The organism is Rhodococcus sp. S3 (assembly GCF_058211795.1).
In genome coordinates this window covers 3,363,544-3,384,314 of record NZ_CM177074.1, presented here as the reverse complement: position 1 = coordinate 3,384,314, position 20,771 = coordinate 3,363,544, and the positions used below count along the sequence as shown (strand labels likewise).

Genomic DNA, 20,771 nt, shown 5'->3' with positions numbered 1-20,771 from the left:
TGCTGCCGGTGCGCGGTTCCGGCGGCGGTTGCCGTCGGAACCGCGTACGAGCGCACGGCTAGTCTCACCACCATGGCGAAGAAGCAGATCCCGGTGATCGTGGTGGCCGGATTTCTCGGCGCGGGGAAGACGACGCTGCTCAACCACCTGCTGCGCAACACCCGCGGTGCGCGGATCGGTGTGATCGTCAACGATTTCGGTTCCGTCAACATCGATTCGATGATGGTGGCGGGGCAGGTCGACTCGATGGTCTCGCTGAGCAACGGATGTCTGTGCTGCGCAGTCGATGTCAGTGACATGGACGCGATGCTCGACAAGCTCGCCCACCGCTCGTCCGATCTCGACGTGATCGTCGTCGAGGCGAGTGGACTCGCCGAGCCCCGCAACATGATCCGGCTCGTCGCCGGTTCGGAGAACGAATACGTCTCCTACGGTGGCCTCGTGCTGGTCGTCGACGCGGTGGAGTTCGACGCGACCGCCGAGCAGCATCCCGAGGTCGAACAGCACGTGGCGCTCGCCGATCTGGTGCTGATCAACAAGACCGACCGGATCGACGGTGAGGCCCACGACGATCTGCTGACGCGCCTGTGCCGGCTCAACTCCCGCGCCGCGGTCGTCTCGACCGATCACGGTCGCCTCGACCCGGCGTTGCTGTTCGACATCCCGGAGCGGCCGGGTCCGCAGCCGGGGGAGCAGCTCACCCTCGACCGGTTGCTCTACGAGCAGGACGACCACGAGCACACCCATCTGCACGACGGCTACGACGCGATCACCTTCGAGTCAGCAGATGCACTGCACCCCCGCGTGCTGGTCGATTTCCTCGAGAACCAGCCCGCAGGGGTGTTCCGTATCAAGGGATACGTGCGAGTCGCTGCCGGACTGGACACCGGCACCTATCTGTTGCACACCGTCGGCGACCACATCAGGTTCGAACCGGCGGGTCGCGGCGACGACGTGCCCGACGGGACGCAGCTCGTCGTCATCGGGGCCGATCTCGACTCCGACGACGTACGCGAGCGACTACGCCGCTGCGTGCCGACCGAACCGGTGTCCGCGGACGCGATGTACGCGATACACCGATTCACGCCCCGCTGAGGCGGAAGGCCGATTCACCCGGCTGACGCGGGAGGCCGGCCCTTCGGCTCAGCGAGCGGCGGAGGTACGGCGCTGGGGGCGACGACGGCCACCGGTGGCAGCTGCAGCGCCCTGACCGGCCGAACGCTGGCCGCCTGCCGCGCGCTGCCCACCCGAGGAGCGCTGACCACCGGCGGAACGCTGTCCGCTCGACGAGGAACGCTGACCCGAACCGGAGCCCTGGCGGGGAGCCGACGAACGGCGGCTGCCGCCGTTGCGCTGCGGACGCGACGGCGCGGAAGCCTGCTTCGGTGCCGGCGCGACGTACGGCGCGATCTCGCCGACGAGCTTCAGCACGTGCTCGGAATCCGCCGTCACCTTGACGGGGGTGACGTCGATGGCGGCCTTGCGCATGATGGCCGCGAGATCCCGGCGCTGGTCGGGCAGGACGACGGTGACGACGTCGCCGGTGCTGCCGGCGCGGGCCGTGCGACCGGAGCGGTGCAGGTACGCCTTGTGCTCGGCCGGGGGATCGACGTGCACGACGAGTTCGACGTCGTCGACGTGGACACCGCGTGCGGCGACGTCCGTCGCCACGAGCACCCGAGCCTCACCCGACGAGAACGCGGCGAGATTGCGGTCGCGGGCGTTCTGGGAGAGATTGCCGTGCAGGTCCACCGCCGGGATGCCGGAGTCGGTGAGCTGCTTGGCGAGCTTGCGGGCCTGATGCTTGGTGCGCATGAACAGGATTCGGCGACCGGTTCCCGAGGCGAGGGCGCGGACGAGGTCCTTCTTCGCATCCATGCCCGCGACGTCGAAGACGTGGTGGGTCATCGCGGCGACGGGGGAGGTGGCCTCGTCGACCGAGTGCATGACCGGGTTCTTCAGGAACCGCTTGACGAGCTTGTCGACGCCGTTGTCCAGGGTGGCCGAGAACAGCAGGCGCTGGCCGTCTTTCGGCGTCGCCGTGAGGATGCGGGTGACGCCGGGCAGGAAGCCGAGGTCGGCCATGTGATCGGCCTCGTCGAGCACGGTGACCTCGATGTCGTCGAGCACGACGAACTTCTGGCGCATGAGGTCCTCGAGGCGGCCCGGGCAGGCGATGACGATGTCGACGCCGCGACGGAGGGCCTCGACCTGGCGCTTCTGCGACACGCCACCGAAGATCGTGGTGACCTTCAGGCCGGACGAATGCGCGAGCGGTTCGATGGCCGCGGCGATCTGGGTCGCCAACTCGCGGGTGGGAGCCAGGATCAGGCCGCGCGGACGGCCGGCCGCCCGGGTGCTCCGGCCGGCGAGGCGAGCGGCGAGCGGGATCGAGAAGGCCAGGGTCTTACCGCTACCCGTACGTCCGCGTCCGAGCACGTCGCGACCGGCGAGGGTGTCGGGGAGGGTGTCCACCTGGATGGGGAAGGGGCTGGTGATCCCGGCGTCGTTCAGCGTGGCGACGAGCGGGCGGGGCACCCCGAGATCGGAGAATGATGTGGTCATGGAACAGCGCTGCCTTTCGATGCGGCGTGTGTGCACTCGACGGGCCGTGTGCCCGTGGTGCTGTGCGATCGCCGCAAGGAAGGCCGGTGCATCTGTGCGTACTGCATCTGTGCGTGCGGGCCGGGCACGATCCCGGGCCGCCGGTATCCCACGACGGTGGGCGTCGTCGTGACGCCCGAACCATGTCACCCTACCGCACGGGGTGCGTCGGTCCCCTGATGTGACTACAGACCCACCCATTCCGAGGCGCCCTCGGTGAAGTGCTGACGCTTCCAGATCGGCACCTCGGCCTTGATACGTTCCACCAGTTCGGCGCAGGTGGCGAAGGCTTCGGCGCGGTGCGGGGCGGCGACCGCCGCGACCAGCGCGAGATCGCCGATGGTGAGATCGCCCACTCGGTGCACCGCCGCGACCGGGAGCCCGGACTTCATCGCGACGTCCTCGCAGCACCGCCGCAGGAACGTTTCGGCATCCGGATGTGCCTGGTACTGCAGCGCGGTCACCGACTGTCCACCGTCGTGATTGCGGACGACACCGGTGAAGAGCACCACCGCACCGTGTTCGGCGCCTGCCACCGCGGCGTCCACCGCTGCGGGATCGAGCGGTTCCGAGGAGATCCGGGCCAGTAGTTCACTCATGAGCGCCGCCTCCTGCGACTTGTGCCAACAGATGGTCGAGGATCGGGTCGAGGGCGGCGAGACCGTCCTTCACCCCGCCGGGCGAGCCGGGCAGGTTCACGACGACCGTGTGGCCGACGAGACCGGCGACGCCGCGCGAGAGCACAGCGTGCGGGGTGGCCTCGAGTCCGCGCTGCCGGATCGACTCCGCGATGCCGGGCAGTTCACGATCGAGCAGGGCGAGAGTCGCTTCGGGGGTCGCGTCGGTCGGCGACGCCCCGGTTCCGCCGGTCGTCACGACCAGGGCAGGGCCCGGACGGACCGCGTCGGCGAGACCGGCTGCGATGTCGGCGTCCGCGTGGACGAGGGGACCGCGGACCGCGAATCCCTTGTCCTCGAGCCACGACCGGATGAGCGGTCCGGTGCGGTCCTCGCGGGTGCCCGCGGCGACACCGGTCGACGCGACGACCACGGCGGCGGAGCGTCCGGTCTTCTGCACGGGCTGTTCGCCGGCCCCGGGGGTCCCGTCCCGGCCGGGTGCGTCGTCACGGGTCCAGTGGCCGCGCTTGCCGCCCTCCTTGGAGATCAGCCGCACGCCGTCGAGAACGGCGGCCGGATCCACGGCCTTGACCATGTCGTGCAGGGTCAGGCCGGCGACGGCGACCGCGGTGAGCGCCTCCATCTCGACTCCGGTCGGGCCCTTGGTCTTCGCGGTGGCCTCGATCGTGATCGAGGTGTCGGTGAAGTCGAACATCACCTTCACCGACGACAGCGCCAGCTGGTGGCACAGGGGGATGAGCTCCCAGGTGCGTTTCGCCGCCGCGATGCCGGCGATGCGGGCCGTGGCCAGGACGTCGGCCTTGGGCATGTTGTCGGCGCGGACGAGCGCGACCACCTCGGGAGTGGTGACGAGTTCGCCTGCCGCCACGGCGATCCGTGTGGTGTCGGTCTTCGAGGAGACGTCCACCATGCGGGCGCGTCCCTGGTCGTCCAGGTGGCTGAGGTCGGTCACAGGATCCGTACTTTCACGAGGTCTCCGGCTTCGAGGGAGGTGGTGTCGGCGGGGATGTCGAGGAGAACGTCGGCGGCGGCGAGTCCGGCGACGAGATGCGACCCGTGCCCGCGGAAGGGGGTCACCCCGTTCTCGTCGAGTCGCCCGCGCAGGAACTGCCGGCGTCCCGGGATCGACGTGAGATCCTCGGTGAGCGGCAGGCTCTCGCACACGACGGGCGGATAGCCGGCGGCGGCCCGCAGTGCGGGTCGCGCGAACACCTCGAACGAGACGAGCGCGCTGACGGGATTGCCGGGGAAGGTCAGGATCGGCACGCCGTCGACCACGGCGGTGCCCTGAGGGCCGCCCGGCTGCATCGCCACCGAGACGAACTGCCCGCCCCGCGGCGCGAGCGTGTCCTTCACGACCTCGAAGTCGCCCTTCGACACTCCGCCGGAGGTGAACACGACGTCGGCGACGCCCACGGCATGTTCGAGCATCGTCACGAACTCCTCCGGATCGTCGTGGCAGTGGTCGATGGTCACGACGTCGGCACCGTTGGCCGACGCGCTCGCGGCCAGCGCCGGTCCGTTCGAGTTGAAGATCTGGCCCGGCCCGAGTTCGCTCCCGGCCGTGACGAGTTCGCTGCCGGTCGAGATGATCGCGACCCGCGGCCGTGCACGGACGGGGATCGAGGTGAGGCCGACGGCGGCGAGCGCGGCGATGTGTCGGGCGGCGAGGACCGTGCCCGCGGGAAGCAGCAGATCGCCCTTGCGGACGTCGGTTCCCGCCTCACGCACATAGGTTCCGGGCGTAACGCTGCGCTCGACGGTCACGCTGCCGGCGCCGTCCGAGTCGGGGGTGGTCGCACGGGTGTCCTCGACCGGGACGACGGCGTCGGCGCCGTCCGGGACGGGAGCGCCCGTCATGATCTTCAGCGCGTGCCCCGGTTCGAGTGCCGCGACGGTGTCGCCCGCGGCCAGCACGCCCTGGACGGGCAGGTCGGCGGGGGTCGACGCGAGATCGCCGGCGCGGACGGCGTAGCCGTCCATCTGGGAGTTGCGGAAGGGTGGCAGGTCCAGCGGCGACTCGACGTCCTCCGTGAGGGTGCGGTGCAGCGCGTGCGCGAGCGGCACACGCAACGGGCTCTTCTTCCGCAACGGGTCGAGCAACGCCGCCACGTGCTGTTCGTGTTCCTCCACGGACCGCCTGCCGCTCGTCATGCCGCCATCCTAGGCACACGAGGGCCGTGCCCCGCCGCCCACGACGCGCCGCGTGTGCCCCGTCTGTCCGGATGCGATGTCACGATCGGCGGTTGTGGGCATACTGGGCTGTATGAAAGCGATGGTCGTATGACAGCGGTGGACATGGGCATCCCGGTCGTGCGCGATCGCGCAGACGACGCGTCCGATCGGCCCGACGTGCCCGAGCTTCTCGATCGCTTCGGTCGCATCGCCCGCGACCTGCGCGTGTCCCTCACCGAGAAGTGCTCGTTGCGCTGCACCTACTGCATGCCGGCCGAGGGCCTTCCCGAGATTCCGCGCGACCAGCTGCTCGCGAGCGCCGAGATCGTGCGTCTGGTGGGCATCGCGACCGGTCGACTCGGTGTCCACGAGGTGCGCTTCACCGGTGGGGAACCGCTCATGCGCCGCGATCTCGAGGAGATCGTCGCCGGATGCGCGCAGCAGACGCCGGGGCTGCCGATCGCGCTGACCACCAATGCGGTCGGTCTCCGGCACCGTGCGCGGGCGCTGGCGGACGCCGGACTGACCCGCGTGAACATCTCCCTCGACACCATCGACCGCGAGCACTTCGCGCGGCTCACGCGCCGCGATCGGCTCGATTCGGTGCTCGACGGTATCCGCGCCGCGGTGGCCGCCGGACTGGGTCGGGTCAAGGTCAACGCTGTCCTGATGCCGGAAACGCTCGAAGGTGCGGCCGATCTGCTCGCGTGGTGCCTGGACGAGGGCGTGGAACTGCGGTTCATCGAGCAGATGCCTCTCGACGCCGATCAGAACTGGGCGCGCTCGCAGATGGTGCCGGCCCAGCAATTGCTCGACGTGCTCGGGCAGCGGTTCACGCTCACGGAGACCGAACGCGAGGACCCGTCCGCGCCGGCCGAACGCTGGCTCGTCGACGGCGGACCGGCGACCGTCGGGATCATCGCGTCGGTTACGCGGTCGTTCTGCAGCGACTGCGACCGCACGCGGTTGACGGCCGAGGGAACGGTCCGGTCCTGCCTGTTCAGCGACCGGGAGACCGACCTGCGCGCCGCTCTGCGGGGCGGCGCCACCGACGACGAACTCGCCGCGCTGTGGCGCGGGGCGATGTGGAACAAGTGGGCCGGACACGGCATGGACGCGGCGGACTTCGCGCCGCCGCAGCGGAGCATGGGAGCTATCGGTGGCTGAGGTGACGACGGGGATCGAGGTGCGGTACTTCGCGGCCGCAGCAGATGCGGCCGGACGCGAGAAGGACACGATCGACCTGCCGGAAGGCGCCGATCTCGGCGCGCTGCGTGCCGTGCTCGTCGATCGTTACGGCGCCGGCATGGAGCGGGTCCTGTCGGTGGCGGCCTTCCTGCTCGAACCCGGCGAGGGTGGTACGGGCGAACTCACCCGGGACCTCGGCCGGCCGGCCGGGTCCCGAGTGGACGTCCTGCCGCCCTTCGCGGGTGGCTAACCCTCACGCCACCAGGTGTCGAAGGGCGCCACGGGCATCACGCGCTTGTGCCGTGTGTCGAGGAACTTGGTCTCGAGGCGCTTGGCGAGGTCGTCGGTGACGTCCTTGCCCTCGAGATAGTCGTCGATCTCGCTGTAGGTCATGCCGAGCGCTTCCTCGTCGGGCAGCGCAGGACGGTCGTCCTCGAGATCGGCGGTGGGGATCTTGATCCAGGTGCTCTCGGGCGCGTCGAGTTCGCGCAGCAGCGCCGCACCCTGCCGCTTCGTCAGACCGGCCAGGGGAGTGATGTCGACGCCGCCGTCGCCGTACTTGGTGTAGAAACCGGTCACCGCTTCGGCGGCGTGGTCGGTGCCGACCACGAGGTAGCCGAGTTCTCCGGCGATCGCGTACTGGATCATCATGCGTTCGCGGGCCTTGATGTTGCCGCGCACGAAGTCGCGCAGACGCGTCTCGGTGCCGTACAGCGCGCGAGCCGCTTCCGAAGCCGTCGCGTCGGCGCCGGGCTTCACATCCACACCGAGAGTGCGATCGGCTCCGATGAACTCCAATGCGACGAGGGCGTCGTGCTCGTCGGCCTGCTTGCCGTAGGGCAGGCGGACCGCGACGAACTCCGCCGTGTGGCCCTCGGCGCGGAGCTTCTCCGCGGCGAGCTGGGCGAGCTTGCCGGCGAGGGTGCTGTCCTGCCCGCCGCTGATGCCGAGCACGAATCCCTTCGCGGGAGTGCTGCGCAGGTAGTCGGCGAGAAACTGCACCCGCGCGTCGATCTCGGCGCGTGGGTCGATGGAGGGTTTCACCCCGAGTTCTTCGATGATCCGATCGCGAAGGTTCGTCATCTTCACGACCCTAGCGTTCCCGTGTTACTGCTGCGATACAACGGAGAAGAGGGCGGGGCGAAGAGTGCGGTCGGGCAGACTCTTCGGGGTGAGCACCGGAGACGTCTTCCGCAAACACGATCCGCACGCGCAACCGGATTTCTTCCGGGCCGAGGCGGCCGGTCTGGCCTGGCTCGCCGAGGCCGGTATGCCGGTGGCGGCGGTGCGGTCGGTGAGCGAGCACCACATCGAACTCGAGCGGATCGCCGAGGCATCCCCGTCCGTCGAGGCCGCACGGGAGTTCGGTGCCGCACTCGCCCGGATGCACGACGTGGGCGCCGCCGGTTTCGGTGCGGCACCCGACGATTACGACGGGCCGCTGTTCATCGGCCGCCGCCCCATGAGCCGCACCGTGCACGACACCTGGGGAACGTTCTACGTCGCAGAGCGGGTGCTGCCCTTCCTGCGCATCGCGGTCGAGGCGGGCAGCGTCACCGACCGTCAGCGCCACGACATCGAGGCCGCCTGCGATCTCGTCGCCGCCGGAGCCTTCGACGACGAGGATCCGCCCGCGCGCCTGCACGGAGACCTGTGGAACGGCAACGTGCTGTGGTCGCCGCGCGGCGTCGTCCTGATCGATCCGGCCGCGCACGGCGGCCACCGCGAGACGGATCTGGCGATGCTCGCGCTCTTCGGTTGCCCGCACCTGGGCCGGGTCGTCGACGGCTACGAGTCGGCACATCCGCTGCGTGCCGGATGGGAGCAGCGGGTGCCCGTGCACCAGCTGCATCCACTGGCGGTGCACGCCGCGGGATACGGTGCCGGGTACGGGCGGGAGCTGCACCGGGCGGCACTCGCGACCCTCGAACTCGGAGGCAGTACGTGAACGGGATCCTCGTCGTATCCGCAACCCGCGCCGAGGCGGCGCACGTCCCGGAACGCTACGAGACGGTGATCACCGGGATCGGGAAGGTCGACGCAGCGGTGGCCGTCACCGCGGCGCTCGCGGCGTATCCGGCCGACGCGCGACCGCTCGTCGTGAACATCGGCACCGCCGGCGCGTTGCACACCCACCACTCGGGACTGTTCCTGCCGTCCGCCGCGATCAACCACGACATCAGCAGCGAGATCCTGAAGAGCCTCGGTCACCCCGTGCAGGACGTCGTGCAGATCGACGAGGGTGACGGCAGGGTGCTCGCCACCGGCGATTCGTTCGTCTCGGACGCCGAGATCCGCGACGCGCTGTCCGCCCGCGCCGATCTCGTCGACATGGAGGGTTTCGCGGTCGCCTACGCCGCCCGCCGCATGGGCGCGCGGTGCCGGCTCGTCAAGCACGTGAGCGACCGGGCCGACGATTCGGCGCTCGACTGGCCGAAGCAGGTCGACCGCAGCGCACGGGAACTCGCGCGGTGGCTCGTCGAGCGTTACTGAACGATTCGCTCTCGGCCGGCCTCAGCGCCCGTCCGTACGTTCGGTGAGGGTGACGGTCACCGCGCCGGTGGTCAGGGTGAGCACCTCTCCGTCGAGAGTCCACCGGGGGGTGGCCGCGAACAGCGTCCGCACCCAGTCGTCGGCGCCGTCGCGCGGGGGAGGGCACGCCATCCTCGTGGACGCGAGCGTCCCGGCACGGATCCTGCCCCCGGACAGGTCGGCGGTGCCGGTGAACCGGTTGCATCCGGCGGATGCCGCGACCCGCTCCCGGGCGGGGAACGACAACTGGAGCGGGCCGCCGCCGGGGATGGGCCGCCCCTCGACCTCGGTCGAGACGTAACGGCGGCCGATCGGGTCGGACGGCGACGACCCGAACATGCCGCACCCGGACAGCAGCGCACCCAGTGCGAGGACGACGACCACGCGGACTGCTCCCGGCATGGGTCTCACGGTACCGAGGAGGGGTCAGCGGGCCGTGAACTCCAGTCCGTCGGTGCCGTTCGCCGCGGTGAGGGTCATCGACGAGCCCTGGACGGCGTAGGTGGTCTCACCTGCGAGCACGTTCAGGATGTGCGTCTCGATGTCGGCGACCTCGGGATCGGCGCACGCCGCGCGGGTCATGGTGAGCGGTTCGAACAGGATGACATCGTCGCCGACCTCGGCGCTGCCGCCGAACTCGTTGCACCCCGTGTTCCCGGTGAGGGTGCCGTCGTCGGACAGTGTGAGTGTCGGCGCGGCGTTCTCCAGGGCGACCGACCTGACGACGGCGTCGGCGGTGCGCAGCGAGGTCACCACCCACTCGGTGCCGGCGATCGGCAGATCGGGGTCGACCACCTTCTCGTCCTCGAGCGAGACCGTGATGTCGTCGCCGGTGAGCGTGAAGGTGTTCCCGTCGAGCGACCAGCGCGGCTCGGCGCCGAACAGCGTGGTGAGCCAGGCGTCGGCTCCCTCGCGTTCCGGCAGGCAGGCCATCATCGTGCTCGCCAGGTTCGATGTCTTCACTCGGCCGTCGGCCAGGTCCACACCGCCGACGAAGCGGTTGCAGCCGGCAGTCGCGGAGATGCGTCCGTCGTCCGGGAACTCGACGACCATCGGTCCGTCGCCCGGGATCTGCGTGCCGGTCACGCTCGTCGAGACGAAGGTGCGGCCGGTGAGGTCCTCCGCGGAGTGGGTGTCGGCCGAATCCGAATCGGTGCTGCACGCGGCGGCCACCGCTGCCAGGGAGACGACCGCGAGCACCCGGAATGTGCGAATCATGCCGTTACGGTACGGCGCTCGACCCGGTTTCATGGGTACCTCGGCCGGTCACGACGCGGTGTGTCAGTTCGGCCCAGTTGTCGGCGAGTCGGCGGAGCGGATGCCCGAGCTCGCGCCACTGGTGGAGCACGAGGGTGGCCTCGAGCGACGCGACCAGCGAGGTCGCCAGCAATCGGGTGTCGCCGGTGACGCCGGCGGCACGCAGCAGCGCGTCGACGTGGGCGAGCGAGACCAGATGGGCGGGAGCGGTGTAGCGGGAGTCGGTGGCGGATTCGGCCGCGCGGAGCAGTTCGCCCTGCACCTCGACGAGTTCGATGCGCGCACGACCGAAGGCGATGAGCCTGGCCAGGGGTTCGGCGTCCGGGCCGAGCGGCGGCGGGCCGAACAGGAAACCCTGCTGGAACTCGCGCTCGCTGTGGTCGAGTAGCGCCCGGACGAGCCCGGCGCGGGAGCCGAACCTGCGGAAGACGGTGCCCTTGCCGACCCCGGCCCGCGCAGCGACGGCGTCCATCGTCACGGCGTCGACGCCGCGTTCGGCGACGAGCAGGGCGGCGGCGTCGAGCAGACGGGAACGATTGCGCGCTGCGTCGCCCCGTTCGGAGAGTCGCTCGTCCGCCAGAGGGAGGGCCCGACTGTTCGCCGCAGGCAGCGCCCGACCGTCCGCGTGCGGGAGGGGGCGAGTGTTCACAAGGTCACACTCTAGCGGGGCGGGGAATAAAGCGGACCGCGGTCCGTTTAACATTGCGTAGTCAACCACTTCGACCCGAGGATGTTCCCATGACCCGAGTTCTCGCCCTCGTCGGCAGCCTGCGCGACGGCTCCATCTCCCGCCAGATCGCCGAGACCGCCGCGGCGGTCGCTGCCGAGAACGTCGAGGTGACCCTCTACGAGGGCCTCGCCGACGTTCCGTTCTACAACGAGGACCTCGACGGCGAGGCTGCCCCCGCTGCTGCCGTGGCCCTGCGCGACGCCGCTGCCGATGTCGATGCCGTGCTGGTCGTCACCCCCGAGTACAACGGCACCGTCTCCGCGGTGCTCAAGAACGCCGTCGACTGGCTGTCGCGCCCCTACGGTGCCGGTGCACTGAGCGGCAAGCCTGTCGCCATCGTCAGCCAGTCGCCCAGCCAGAATGCCGCGAAGTGGGCGCTCGAGGACGCGGTCAAGGTCGTCGGAATCGCCGGCGGCAAGGTCGTCGACGGCGGCTCGCTGTCCGTCGGCGAGACCTTCGGCAAGTTCGGCGGCGAGCACGCCAAGGAGCACGCCGAGACCGCGCAGCAGGTCGCAACGGTCGTGGCCGCACTGGCCGACGCCACCAAGGTGCTCGCCAACGCCTGATCGAGACGTCCGCCTCCCTTGCCGGTACCGCCGGCACCGAGAGCGGCCGGCGGACCGACCGACACCCGGTGCCGGAGACCCCCGAGGTCTCCGGCACCGCGCGTATCCGCACGGTCCGGCCGAGCAGCGAACGCACCACTCGTCGCATCCCGACGGTTCGATGACGCCTGCAGCGGGAATGCCCCGAACACAGCCCACTGTTCGGAGGTTTGCCCATGACAAGCGGGGACACGAGGACCGATACCGGCCACCGACCCGATCTCGACATAGTTCTCCACGTCGACGGGGTGGAGCGCCGCGTCCCGATCGACGTCCGCACCACCGTGCTCGACGCGCTGCGCGACCGCCTCGGGATCACGTCCCCGAAGAAGGGATGCGATCTCGGTCAGTGCGGAGCATGCACCGTGCTGATCGACGGCCGGCGCTCCCTCTCGTGCCTGGCCCTCGCCGCCTCGCACGACGGCGCCGAGATCGTCACCGCCGCCGGACTCGGCGACGGGGAGATGCATCCGCTCCAGGCGCAGTTCATCGAGGACGACGCCTTCCAGTGCGGTTACTGCACCCCCGGCCAGATCTGTTCGGCCGTCGGCATGCTCGACGAGTTCGCCGACGGGTCACCGAGTCACGTCACGGCCGATCTCGACCAGGCACCCGAACTCGACGACGACGAGATCCGGGAACGCATGAGCGGCAATCTGTGCCGTTGCGCCGCCTATCCCAACATCGTCTCGGCGATCCGCACCGTCGCCGCCGGCGACAGCCGACTCGGTACCGGCGACAGTCGACTCGATACGGAGGCGTCGCGATGAGCTCCCTCCGCTACGAGCGACCGGCAGATCCCGCCGCGGCCGTCGCCGTCGTGCACGAGACACCGGGCGCGGTCTTCCTCGCGGGCGGCACGAATCTCGTCGACCACCTCAAACTCGGCGTCGCGACCCCCGACGTTCTCGTCGACGTCTCGCATCTACCGCTCGACACCGTCGAGGAGACGACCGACGGAGGAATCCGGGTGGGCGCCAACGTCCGCAACAGCGACCTCGCGGCGCACCCCTTCGTGCGGCGCAACTACCCGGTGCTGTCGCGTGCACTGCTCGCCGGTGCCTCGCCTCAGCTCCGGAACACCGCGACCACCGGTGGCAACCTGCTCCAGCGCACGCGGTGCTCGTACTTCCGGGACGTGAGCACCCCCTGCAACAAACGCGAACCCGGCAGCGGCTGCTTCGCCATCGGCGGATACACCCGCTACCACGCGATCCTCGGCGCCTCGGAGCACTGCGTGGCCACCCATCCCTCCGACATGGCGGTCGCCCTGCTCGCGCTCGACGCCGAAGTCCTCGTCCTCGGCCCGGACGGTGAACGCGCGATCGCGGTGGAGGACTTCTACCGCCTTCCCGGCGACACCCCCGAGCGCGACACCGTGCTCGAACGTGACGACCTGATCGTCGGCGTGCAGATCCCCGCAGCGCAGAGTTCGCTGTCCACCTACCGCAAGGTGCGCGACCGGGCGTCCTACGCCTTCGCGCTGGTCTCCGTAGCGGCCGAGATGACCGTCGCGGACGGGACGATCACCGGGTGCCGCATCGCATTCGGCGGGGTCGCGCACCGGCCCTGGCGGGCACACCGCGCGGAGGAAGCGCTCCTCGGGCAGCAACCCTCCGACGAGGTCTTCGCCGCTGCGGCCGAGGCCGAACTCGCCGACGCGAGCCCCCTCGACGGCAACGCCTACAAGATCCCGCTGCTGCGGCGCACCGTGGTGGCGACCCTGCGCGAACTCGACGAACGACGGGAACGAGGTGGATCCGCATGAGCCCCGAGCCGATCCGAACAGGTGGGCGCTCCACCGCGCGAATCGACGGACCGGCGAAGGTCGCCGGGACGGCGCCGTACGCCTACGAGCATCCGGTCGACGATCCCGCCTACCTCGTGCCGCTCACCTCCACCATCGCCCGCGGGCGCGTCGACCGGATCGACACCGCCGCTGCCGAAGCGGTGCCCGGGGTGCTGAAGGTCCTCACTCCCTGGAACGCCCCGCGTCTCACCGAGGAGGCCGAAGGTGAGTACTCCGTCCTGCAGACACCCGAGGTGCTGTACCGGGGGCAGATCATCGGTGCGGTCGTCGCCGAGAGCTTCGAGATCGCCCGGGAGGCATGCTCGCTCCTGGAGGTCGAATACAGCGAGGAACCGCACGACGCGCTCTTCCGCGCCGACCATCCCGATGCGTACACCCCCGAGACCGTCAACGGTGGCTACGAACCCGACACCGAGCGAGGGGATGTCGACGCGGCGTTCACCCGCGCCGAGACGGTGATCGATCAGTGGTACTCCACCCCCGAGGAACACAACAACCCGCTCGAACCGCACACCGTCGTCGCGATCTGGCGGATCGACGTCGTGCCGTCGAACGGTGAGGTCGACGCACACACTTTGACGCTGTACACCTCGACGCAGCATCCGCACGGCGTCGTCGAGACCCTCGCACCGGTCTTCGGCCTCGACACGGCCCGGATGCGGGTGGTCTGCCCGTACATCGGTGGGGGATTCGGTTCCAAGGGCGGTCCTCACGCGCACGACGTCCTCGGCGGACTCGCGGCGCGGGCCCTGCCGGGCAAGGCGATCAAGTTCGCGGTCTCCCGTCCCGACATGTTCGGTTACGTCGGCTACCGGGCTCCGACCGCCTCGCACATCCGGCTTGCGGCCGACAGTGACGGCAGGCTCACCGGTCTCGTGCACGAGGCGTTCGCCCAGTCGTCCCGGGTCACCGAATTCGTCGAACAGGCGGGGGTACCGCTGCGCAATCTGTACGACGTCGCCAACGCCCGCACGTCGCATCGCGCGATCACCCTCGATGTCCCGGCGCCGTTCTGGATGCGCGCGCCCGGTGAAGCCCCGGGCATGTTCGCCGGTGAGGTGGCGATGGACGAGCTCGCCGCCGAACTCGGGATCGACCCGATCGAACTGCGCATCCGCAACGAACCCGAGTCCGATCCGGAGACGGGGAAGCCGTGGTCGTCGCGCCGGCTCGTCGAATGCCTCCGCGAAGGCGCACAGCGGTTCGGATGGGATCCGTCCGACCGCGAACCCGGAACCCGGCGGCAGGGCCACACCCTGATCGGTACCGGCATGGCGGTCGCGACCTATCCCCACATGGTCAATCCCGGCTCGGAAGCCCATATCCGGCATCTGGGGGAGGGGCGCTACTCCGTCCGCATCGGAGCCACCGACCTCGGTACGGGCGCGTGGACGACCCTGACCCTCATCGCCGCCGACGCACTCGGATGCCGACCGGAGGACGTGGACCTCGAGATCGGCGACAGCGCACTGCCCAACGGCACGGTGGCCGGCGGGTCGTCGGGCACCTCGTCCTGGGGCACCGCGATCGTCACGGCCGCAGAGCAATTCGGCAAACGCTTCGGCGACGATCCGCCGGTGGGCGCCGAACTGTCCGCGTCGGCAGCCGAGAACCGCGAACTCGAGCACTACACCGCACAGTCCTTCGGTGTGCACTTCGCCGAGGTGCACGTCGACGCCGACACCGGCGAGATCCGGGTGCCCCGGATGTTCGGGCTGTTCTCCGTGGGACGGGTGATCAACCCGCGGACGGCGCGGTCGCAGTTCATCGGCGGGATGTCGTTCGGGATCTCGATGGCGCTGTTCGAGGAGAGCATCCGCGACGCCCGTTTCGGGCACGTCGTCAACCACGACCTGTCGGAATATCACGTGCCGACGCACGCCGACATCCGTGGCATCGAAGCCGATTGGCTCGACGACGAGGACCTGCATGCGACACCCATGGGGTCGCGGGGGATCGGTGAGATCGGGATCGTCGGCAGCGCCGCGGCGGTCGTCAACGCCCTGTGGCACGCGACCGGCGTACGGGTTCGGAACCTGCCGGCCCGGCTCGACGACCTACTGCCCGGACTGCCCTGACGCATCGGACCGGTGACAGATCAGCAGCCAGCGATTGGTGCCGACCTGTCGCCGGTACCGCAGTTCGTCGAGCGCGGCGAGGGCGATGGCGAGTCCTCGACCGCGCTCGGCGAGGGCGTCCGGGAGTTCGACCGAACGCAGATCCACACGGGCCGGAGCGCCGTCGTCGACGAACACGGCCTCGAGACGATCCGGATGGAGTTCCAGGGTCAACGTCACCGAGACGGCTCGTCCCCGACCTGCGTGTTCGATGATGTTCGCGGCGATCTCGGCAACCGCGATCTCGAACTGCACGCGATCGGACTCGTCGAGTTCCTCGGCGGCGAACATCTCCGCGACCAGATCCATGATCCGGTCGAGGGTGCCCTCGCTCGTCGGCGCGGACAACTCCCACCGGCCGGACGCGCCGTCGGCAGAACGGATGTTGGGTGATCCGTCAGTCGCCATCGAAGGCCGCGTCCGCGGAATCGTGGGTCGCCAGGACCCGATCGAGCCGGGTCAGCGCGAGCACGCTCTGCACCTGCGCCGTGGGCGAGGCGATCCGCAGGTCGCCGCCGGCCTGCCGGGCGGCCTTCAATCCGGACACGAGTGCGCCGAGCCCGGAGGAGTCGATGAACTCCGTCGTGCTGAGGTCGACGACGAGCCGATGGGATCCGCTCTCGACGAGATCGCGCAACTGCTCGCGAAGACGTGGTGCCGCAACCATGTTCAGGCGACCGGTGGGCTGCACGACGGTACTCGTTCCGACCGTACGCGTTTCGTAGTGGCTCATCGAACTCCTTCGTTCTCGGGTCCACGGTAGCGAGCCGCGCCGATCACCACCGACAGAATCAACAGGTCGAACACGACCCAGACGAGGTTCGCGGTCACGCCGAGAACCGAGATGTCGCCGAGGAACAACCGCACCGCCCCGACGACCGCCGCCACGACCAGCAACAGCATGACGAGCAGTTGCTGACGGAACAGATACCAGGGGACACCCTCGCCTCCCTGACGCGTCTTCGGGGTGACCGCGAAATCCAGCGGCTTGTCGAAGTACACGTTGAGGAAGGCCGTCCAGCACGCCCTGATCCACACCGGGAACAGTGCGAGGCTGTACTGCTGGCCACGCCAGGTCGGTGTGCCGCGGCCGACGACGAAGAACAGCAACTGACTGAGGACCAGGAACGGGACGAGCCGCGCGAAGAAGTCGAGACTGTAGGCCTCCACCGGCAGGACCCCGAAGACGAGATAGATCACCGGCGCCGCGAAATAGGCGAGGGCCGCGAACCCCGAGAGATAGCTCCACATCGTCGCCCAGTACATGAGGCGCTGCGCGAGGGTCATGCCCTTCTGGACGAGTGGGTTCTCCCGCAGCATCACCTGAATCGTGCCCTGCGCCCACCGGAGCCGCTGCGTGACCATCGTCTTCGGATCCTCCGGCGCCAGTCCGTACGCGAGGATCTCGTGGTGGTAGACGGACTTCCAGCCCGCGCCGTGCAGACGCATCGAGGTGGCCATGTCCTCGGTCACGGAGATCGTGGCCAACGCGAGCATCGGCTCGGCCTCCTCGGCGCGGTCGACGTCGACGGCCCGGATCATCGCGCGGATCGATTCGAGTGCACCGAGCGGTGACCATTCGCGGTCGGCGAGGCGTTCGAGCACGGTCTCGTCGATGGTGAGCGCATCGGTTCCGTGTGCGTCGAGCGCGGCGATCTCCTCGAGATCGGCTCGGATACCACCGAAGTCGGCATCGACGATGCTGCGCGCAGCGGCGTCGACCGCCTGCTGGAAGCGGAAGGTGACGTCGGCGAGTGCTGTTCCCGCCCGCAGTTCGCCCCGTGCCGAGCGAACGGCCTGTCGCACCGACTCCAGTGCCGCGGCCACGTCGGGCTGATCGGCGGGCACCTTCCGGCGTGCGCGGTCGACCACCTTGCCGGCGGTGCGCAGGGTGCGTTCGACGCCGTCCTCGACGGCCCGGACATAGCCGGAGATGCCGAGTTGCATGAGCGCTTCGCGTCGGAGGATCGCGTTGGACCCGCAGAAGAACGCTGCGTTCCAGCCGTCCTTGCCCTGCTGGATCGGGCCGTAGAACAACGGGGCCTGGCTGCCGAGCGGGTCGGACTCGGGAACGTTGGTGAAGTACTGCGGTGTCTGCACCAGGGCGGTGCGGTCGTCGGTGAAGTATCCGAGTGTGCGGTCGAGGATCTCGGGTTCGGGCACCTGGTCGGCGTCGAGGATGAGGAGGAACTCGCCGTCCGAATGCAGCAGCGCGTTGATCAGGTTGCCGGCCTTGGCATGGCGCGGCTTGTTCGTCCAGCTCGCCGCCCGCGTCATGTAGTCGACGCCGAGTTCGGCGGCCGCTGCGGCGAGTTCGGGCCGGGCTCCGTCGTCGAGGATCCACGTCCGGTGCGGATAGCGGATCCGCTTCGCTGCCGCGGCGGTGTGCAGCACCAGGTCGACGGGTTCGTTGTAGGTGGTGATGAACACGTCGACCGTCAACCCCTCCGGCGCTGCGGGTGGTTCGGGCCGTCTCTTCAGCCGCCACATCGTCAACGCGAAGAGCAGCGAGTCGATCAGGCTGTACGTCTCCGCCAGCACCAGCGGTATCGCGATCCACCAGGCATCCCAGTTCACGGAGAACAGCCAGCGCCAGACGATGTAGTTCAGACCGACGACGACCGTGAGGACGATGAGGACGCGCAGGAAGGGGGACGGGTAGCCCTCTTTCGTGACAGCCTTCACGACACCTCGTTCCGTCGTATCGAGACGACCGTGACGTCGTCGAGCGGAGGTTCGTTCTCCGTCAGGGCACGTGCAGCGGCCACCAGCGCCTTCGGGGTCGGATGGTCGGCGACGAAACGGCACAGTGCCGCCGGATCGCTGTTCTCGTCGAGCAGGTCGAGCAGTCCGTCCGAGCAGACCACCAGCATGTCGCCCGGGGCGAGGTGCGCGGTCTCCGATGTCCATGTGGTGGCGGGGAACACCCCGAGCGGTGGGCCGTCGCCCTCGACGGGTTCGACCCTGCCGTCCGCGCGACGGATCGCCGCGAGTCCGTGCCCTGCATCGGCGTGGTCGACGTCTCCCGTGGAGAACTCGATCGCAGCGACGAAGGAGGTGGCGAACGTTCCCGTGTGCTCGAAGTCGTCGGCGAGATGCTCGGCGCCGAGGGTCAACGCCATCCCCGTGTCGAGCACGCCGACCGGACGGCGTCCGAAACGGTCGAGCACGCGGCCGGCACCGCGCAACGAGGAGCGCACGCCCGACGCCAGGATCGCCGCGCCGAGACCCTTTCCCATCACGTCGGCAACGGAGATCACGACGCCCTCGCGGAGCCGGTAGTGGTCGTAGAAGTCGCCACCCACCACGAAGGCGGGCAGGCAGACGGTGGCGATCTCGTAGCCCGGGAGGTCGGGTAGCGGCCGGGGGAGGAGTTGCTTCTGGATCTCGGCGGCGCGGTCGAGTTCGTCGGAACGGTCGAGTTCGCGTTGCGCCCATTCGGCCAGCTCCGCGAAGGTGTCGAGCTGATCCGGGTCGAGGTTCCTCTCCTCGGTGTCGTAGATGCAGAAGGTGCCCACGGGATGACCGGCCGGACCGAACAGTGGGTAACCCGCGTAGAACCGGATCCCACCGTCACCACCGATACCCGGGATGTCCATGAAGGCGGGATCGGTTGCGGCATCGGGGAGGACGAGTGCGAGGTCGTCCGGTCGCTCGTACGCGCGCGCGATGGTGGTGCGGCACACCGTCCTCTCGCGAGGAACCTCGGAGAGTTCCAATCCGAGGATCGACTTGAACCATTGCCGGTCGTGGTCCATCAGCGACAGCGACGCCATGGGGACGCCGAACACGCGGCACGCCATGCGGGTGATCTTGTCGAAGCGCTCCTCGCGAGGGGTGTCGAGCAGCTCGAGCCGCTCGACGTCGCGCATGCGCTCGTCCTCGAGATGGTCGGGGAGCAACGACGCCTCGGATGTCATCGTGCGGTGTGTCTCCTGTGCAGAGCGTCGCCCAGGGCCGCCGCGCACTCGGCCGTGCTGGTCAGGCGCCAGTCGGTTTCCTTGTTGTGATGGAACCACACGAACGTCGTTGCCGCGGGGTGACCGTCCAAGTAACCCACCAGATCCCGGATCCAGTCCGGTTTCGATCCACCGGCCTCCGCGCTCGCGACCTCGGTGACCGCGACGGGACGACCCGGGGCGATCCGGCCGAGTTCGTCGAAGGTCGGTCCGAACAGCTCCTCGGGGGACTGCCAGCGACTCCACGGCCGCGTGGTGCCCCAGTTGTAACCGTCGACCCCGACGACGTCGACGTGGTCGTCACCGGGATACAGGGGTGCGATGGGACTGCTGCCCTCGTGCGGGACGTTGACCGTCCAGATCCAGCGCACGTTCTCGGCCCCCTTGGAAGCGAACAGTTCGTGCACGTGTCGCCACGCCGCGACGTAGGTCTCCGGTGGGGTACCGCCGGCGGGACCCCACGGGTACCAGTCCCCGTTCGGCTCGTGCGCGAAGCGCAGGTACACCGTCCCGCCCCACGCGGTGAGTTCGTCCGCCCACCGGTAGAGATGGTCGTCGTGGACCCCGGCGGCGATGTCGGCCATCGTGATCGACGTCCGGTCGTACGTCCCGTCGCCGCGCTGCAGCCACGGCTCCCACGTGACGATCGGGTCGGCTCCCGAGGCACGCACGATGTCGAGGGCCCCGACGGGTGGAGGGGAGAGGAAGTCGACGAACCACAGCACCGCACCCGGCGCGGCGCCGACCGCCTCGGTGACCGCGCGGTACTCGTCGACGGCCACCGGGCCGCCCGGGGTGCTGATGCCGAAGCGGGGACACGCGGTGCTCGTCTCGTCGAGCGGGGCGGAGATCGGCTCGCACTGACGGCGCGAGTCGCAGGCGGCACACAGGGACAGTGCCAGCAGTGCGGCGACCATCGCGCGAACCGGGTGCACGAGGAGTCATTCTTCCCGGGCGGAGCTCCCCGCGCAGGCCCTCCGGAGGGTGTTCTCGCAGTGACCTCGGGAAGTTGTCGGTGGCACCCGCCACACTGTGCTCGAGGTCTCTCTCGGACGCGCTGCGGCGACACGCCGAGACACGCCCGAAACGCCGTGGAGGGAGGGTCGCGACCTGGGAATATCACCTTTGTAAGTCACAACATCCTGGGTTCTGTGTA

22 protein-coding genes are annotated in these 20,771 nt (G+C 69.5%); 9 read left to right on the top strand and 13 right to left on the bottom strand.

Annotated elements, in window-relative coordinates; genetic code table 11:
• The first annotated feature begins 72 nt into the window (after positions 1-72).
• Positions 73-1,095, top strand: coding sequence for a CobW family GTP-binding protein (locus AC0LPE_RS15830; protein ID WP_490604806.1), 1,023 nt, complete (start codon positions 73-75; stop codon positions 1,093-1,095).
• A gap of 48 nt (positions 1,096-1,143) precedes the next feature.
• On the opposite strand, the gene AC0LPE_RS15825 is transcribed toward AC0LPE_RS15830, so the two are convergent.
• The 4 genes from AC0LPE_RS15825 to AC0LPE_RS15810 all read right to left on the bottom strand — a co-directional run bounded on the left by AC0LPE_RS15825 (position 1,144) and on the right by AC0LPE_RS15810 (position 5,396).
• The gene (locus AC0LPE_RS15825) at positions 1,144-2,565 is read right to left on the bottom strand and encodes a DEAD/DEAH box helicase (protein WP_490604805.1); all 1,422 of its coding nucleotides are present in this window, start codon (positions 2,563-2,565) and stop codon (positions 1,144-1,146) included.
• A 224-nt stretch (positions 2,566-2,789) separates the two neighbouring features.
• Positions 2,790-3,203, bottom strand: a complete 414-nt coding sequence (locus AC0LPE_RS15820) for a molybdenum cofactor biosynthesis protein MoaE (RefSeq protein WP_490604804.1) — start codon at positions 3,201-3,203, stop codon at positions 2,790-2,792.
• Positions 3,196-4,194 carry a bifunctional molybdenum cofactor biosynthesis protein MoaC/MoaB gene (moaCB, locus tag AC0LPE_RS15815; RefSeq protein WP_490604803.1) on the bottom strand — a complete coding sequence of 333 codons (999 nt, stop codon included), beginning with the start codon at positions 4,192-4,194 and terminating at the stop codon, positions 3,196-3,198. The genes AC0LPE_RS15820 and moaCB overlap by 8 nt, the downstream gene beginning before the upstream one ends.
• Positions 4,191-5,396: a molybdopterin molybdotransferase MoeA gene (locus AC0LPE_RS15810; RefSeq protein ID WP_490604802.1), complete on the bottom strand. Its 1,206-nt coding sequence runs from the start codon at positions 5,394-5,396 to the stop codon at positions 4,191-4,193. Before AC0LPE_RS15810 ends, moaCB begins: the two co-directional genes overlap by 4 nt.
• A 129-nt stretch (positions 5,397-5,525) precedes the next feature.
• On the opposite strand from AC0LPE_RS15810, the gene moaA reads away from it, so the two are divergent.
• Together moaA and AC0LPE_RS15800 are read left to right on the top strand one after the other, a co-directional pair.
• Positions 5,526-6,584, top strand: coding sequence for a GTP 3',8-cyclase MoaA (gene moaA, locus AC0LPE_RS15805; protein ID WP_094980266.1), 1,059 nt, complete (start codon positions 5,526-5,528; stop codon positions 6,582-6,584).
• Positions 6,577-6,855 carry a MoaD/ThiS family protein gene (locus AC0LPE_RS15800; protein ID WP_490604801.1) on the top strand — a complete coding sequence of 93 codons (279 nt, stop codon included), beginning with the start codon at positions 6,577-6,579 and terminating at the stop codon, positions 6,853-6,855. The genes moaA and AC0LPE_RS15800 overlap by 8 nt, the downstream gene beginning before the upstream one ends.
• Here the strand turns inward: AC0LPE_RS15800 and nadE are convergent.
• A complete protein-coding gene (gene nadE / locus AC0LPE_RS15795; protein WP_159417928.1) occupies positions 6,852-7,688 on the bottom strand; it encodes an NAD(+) synthase in 837 nt (278 codons plus the stop codon). The two genes, AC0LPE_RS15800 and nadE, sit on opposite strands and share 4 nt — an antisense overlap.
• 64 nt (positions 7,689-7,752) lie before the next feature.
• Between nadE and AC0LPE_RS15790 the strand changes: the two genes are divergently transcribed.
• Both AC0LPE_RS15790 and AC0LPE_RS15785 read left to right on the top strand, forming a co-directional pair.
• Complete coding sequence (locus AC0LPE_RS15790; protein WP_490604800.1) at positions 7,753-8,553, top strand: fructosamine kinase family protein; 801 nt, start codon at positions 7,753-7,755, stop codon at positions 8,551-8,553.
• Complete coding sequence (locus AC0LPE_RS15785; protein ID WP_490604799.1) at positions 8,550-9,098, top strand: nucleosidase; 549 nt, start codon at positions 8,550-8,552, stop codon at positions 9,096-9,098. Before AC0LPE_RS15790 ends, AC0LPE_RS15785 begins: the two co-directional genes overlap by 4 nt.
• 21 nt (positions 9,099-9,119) lie before the next feature.
• Here AC0LPE_RS15785 and AC0LPE_RS15780 read toward each other — a convergent pair whose 3' ends face one another.
• Genes AC0LPE_RS15780 through AC0LPE_RS15770 form a run of 3 tightly spaced genes read right to left on the bottom strand, consistent with a single transcriptional unit; the run spans position 9,120 to position 11,043 of the window.
• Positions 9,120-9,539, bottom strand: coding sequence for an META domain-containing protein (locus AC0LPE_RS15780; RefSeq protein ID WP_026061342.1), 420 nt, complete (start codon positions 9,537-9,539; stop codon positions 9,120-9,122).
• A gap of 24 nt (positions 9,540-9,563) precedes the next feature.
• Positions 9,564-10,355 carry an META domain-containing protein gene (locus tag AC0LPE_RS15775; protein WP_088897143.1) on the bottom strand — a complete coding sequence of 264 codons (792 nt, stop codon included), beginning with the start codon at positions 10,353-10,355 and terminating at the stop codon, positions 9,564-9,566.
• Between the two features lie 4 nt (positions 10,356-10,359).
• Positions 10,360-11,043, bottom strand: a complete 684-nt coding sequence (locus AC0LPE_RS15770; protein WP_490604798.1) for a TetR/AcrR family transcriptional regulator — start codon at positions 11,041-11,043, stop codon at positions 10,360-10,362.
• An 89-nt stretch (positions 11,044-11,132) separates the two neighbouring features.
• Here AC0LPE_RS15770 and AC0LPE_RS15765 point away from each other — a divergent pair, with 89 nt between their 5' ends.
• The 4 genes from AC0LPE_RS15765 to AC0LPE_RS15750 all read left to right on the top strand — a co-directional run bounded on the left by AC0LPE_RS15765 (position 11,133) and on the right by AC0LPE_RS15750 (position 15,617).
• Complete coding sequence (locus tag AC0LPE_RS15765; protein WP_016693161.1) at positions 11,133-11,690, top strand: NAD(P)H-dependent oxidoreductase; 558 nt, start codon at positions 11,133-11,135, stop codon at positions 11,688-11,690.
• A gap of 215 nt (positions 11,691-11,905) precedes the next feature.
• Complete coding sequence (locus AC0LPE_RS15760) at positions 11,906-12,499, top strand: 2Fe-2S iron-sulfur cluster-binding protein (protein WP_037190583.1); 594 nt, start codon at positions 11,906-11,908, stop codon at positions 12,497-12,499.
• Positions 12,496-13,497 (top strand): FAD binding domain-containing protein, encoded by a 1,002-nt coding sequence (locus AC0LPE_RS15755; RefSeq protein WP_490604797.1) that lies wholly within the window; start codon positions 12,496-12,498, stop codon positions 13,495-13,497. Before AC0LPE_RS15760 ends, AC0LPE_RS15755 begins: the two co-directional genes overlap by 4 nt.
• Entirely contained in the window at positions 13,494-15,617 is a 2,124-nt protein-coding gene (locus AC0LPE_RS15750) for a xanthine dehydrogenase family protein molybdopterin-binding subunit (RefSeq protein WP_088897146.1), read from the top strand. The genes AC0LPE_RS15755 and AC0LPE_RS15750 overlap by 4 nt, the downstream gene beginning before the upstream one ends.
• Here AC0LPE_RS15750 and AC0LPE_RS15745 read toward each other — a convergent pair.
• Genes AC0LPE_RS15745 through AC0LPE_RS15725 form a run of 5 tightly spaced genes read right to left on the bottom strand, consistent with a single transcriptional unit; the run spans position 15,597 to position 20,532 of the window.
• A complete protein-coding gene (locus AC0LPE_RS15745) occupies positions 15,597-16,064 on the bottom strand; it encodes an ATP-binding protein (RefSeq protein ID WP_202400462.1) in 468 nt (155 codons plus the stop codon). The genes AC0LPE_RS15750 and AC0LPE_RS15745 overlap by 21 nt on opposite strands.
• The gene (locus AC0LPE_RS15740; protein ID WP_160877620.1) at positions 16,054-16,389 is read right to left on the bottom strand and encodes an STAS domain-containing protein; all 336 of its coding nucleotides are present in this window, start codon (positions 16,387-16,389) and stop codon (positions 16,054-16,056) included. Before AC0LPE_RS15740 ends, AC0LPE_RS15745 begins: the two co-directional genes overlap by 11 nt.
• Positions 16,386-18,341 carry a glycosyltransferase gene (locus tag AC0LPE_RS15735; RefSeq protein ID WP_160877618.1) on the bottom strand — a complete coding sequence of 652 codons (1,956 nt, stop codon included), beginning with the start codon at positions 18,339-18,341 and terminating at the stop codon, positions 16,386-16,388. Before AC0LPE_RS15735 ends, AC0LPE_RS15740 begins: the two co-directional genes overlap by 4 nt.
• Complete coding sequence (locus AC0LPE_RS15730) at positions 18,338-19,576, bottom strand: PP2C family protein-serine/threonine phosphatase (protein WP_490604796.1); 1,239 nt, start codon at positions 19,574-19,576, stop codon at positions 18,338-18,340. Before AC0LPE_RS15730 ends, AC0LPE_RS15735 begins: the two co-directional genes overlap by 4 nt.
• Positions 19,573-20,532, bottom strand: a complete 960-nt coding sequence (locus AC0LPE_RS15725; RefSeq protein ID WP_490606359.1) for a glycoside hydrolase family 26 protein — start codon at positions 20,530-20,532, stop codon at positions 19,573-19,575. The genes AC0LPE_RS15730 and AC0LPE_RS15725 overlap by 4 nt, the downstream gene beginning before the upstream one ends.
• Positions 20,533-20,771 lie beyond the last annotated feature (239 nt).

Coding starts and splice junctions, on each gene's coding strand:
- AC0LPE_RS15825 (WP_490604805.1), bottom strand. CDS start 2,565: ATGACCACATCATTCTCCGATCTCGGGGTGCCCCGCCCGCTCGTCGCC.
- moaA (WP_094980266.1), top strand. CDS start 5,526: ATGACAGCGGTGGACATGGGCATCCCGGTCGTGCGCGATCGCGCAGAC.
- AC0LPE_RS15775 (WP_088897143.1), bottom strand. CDS start 10,355: ATGATTCGCACATTCCGGGTGCTCGCGGTCGTCTCCCTGGCAGCGGTG.
- AC0LPE_RS15755 (WP_490604797.1), top strand. CDS start 12,496: ATGAGCTCCCTCCGCTACGAGCGACCGGCAGATCCCGCCGCGGCCGTC.
- AC0LPE_RS15765 (WP_016693161.1), top strand. CDS start 11,133: ATGACCCGAGTTCTCGCCCTCGTCGGCAGCCTGCGCGACGGCTCCATC.
- AC0LPE_RS15810 (WP_490604802.1), bottom strand. CDS start 5,396: ATGACGAGCGGCAGGCGGTCCGTGGAGGAACACGAACAGCACGTGGCG.
- AC0LPE_RS15780 (WP_026061342.1), bottom strand. CDS start 9,539: ATGCCGGGAGCAGTCCGCGTGGTCGTCGTCCTCGCACTGGGTGCGCTG.
- AC0LPE_RS15730 (WP_490604796.1), bottom strand. CDS start 19,576: ATGACATCCGAGGCGTCGTTGCTCCCCGACCATCTCGAGGACGAGCGC.
- AC0LPE_RS15725 (WP_490606359.1), bottom strand. CDS start 20,532: ATGGTCGCCGCACTGCTGGCACTGTCCCTGTGTGCCGCCTGCGACTCG.
- AC0LPE_RS15740 (WP_160877620.1), bottom strand. CDS start 16,389: ATGAGCCACTACGAAACGCGTACGGTCGGAACGAGTACCGTCGTGCAG.
- nadE (WP_159417928.1), bottom strand. CDS start 7,688: ATGACGAACCTTCGCGATCGGATCATCGAAGAACTCGGGGTGAAACCC.
- AC0LPE_RS15820 (WP_490604804.1), bottom strand. CDS start 3,203: ATGAGTGAACTACTGGCCCGGATCTCCTCGGAACCGCTCGATCCCGCA.
- AC0LPE_RS15745 (WP_202400462.1), bottom strand. CDS start 16,064: ATGGCGACTGACGGATCACCCAACATCCGTTCTGCCGACGGCGCGTCC.
- AC0LPE_RS15760 (WP_037190583.1), top strand. CDS start 11,906: ATGACAAGCGGGGACACGAGGACCGATACCGGCCACCGACCCGATCTC.
- AC0LPE_RS15750 (WP_088897146.1), top strand. CDS start 13,494: ATGAGCCCCGAGCCGATCCGAACAGGTGGGCGCTCCACCGCGCGAATC.
- AC0LPE_RS15830 (WP_490604806.1), top strand. CDS start 73: ATGGCGAAGAAGCAGATCCCGGTGATCGTGGTGGCCGGATTTCTCGGC.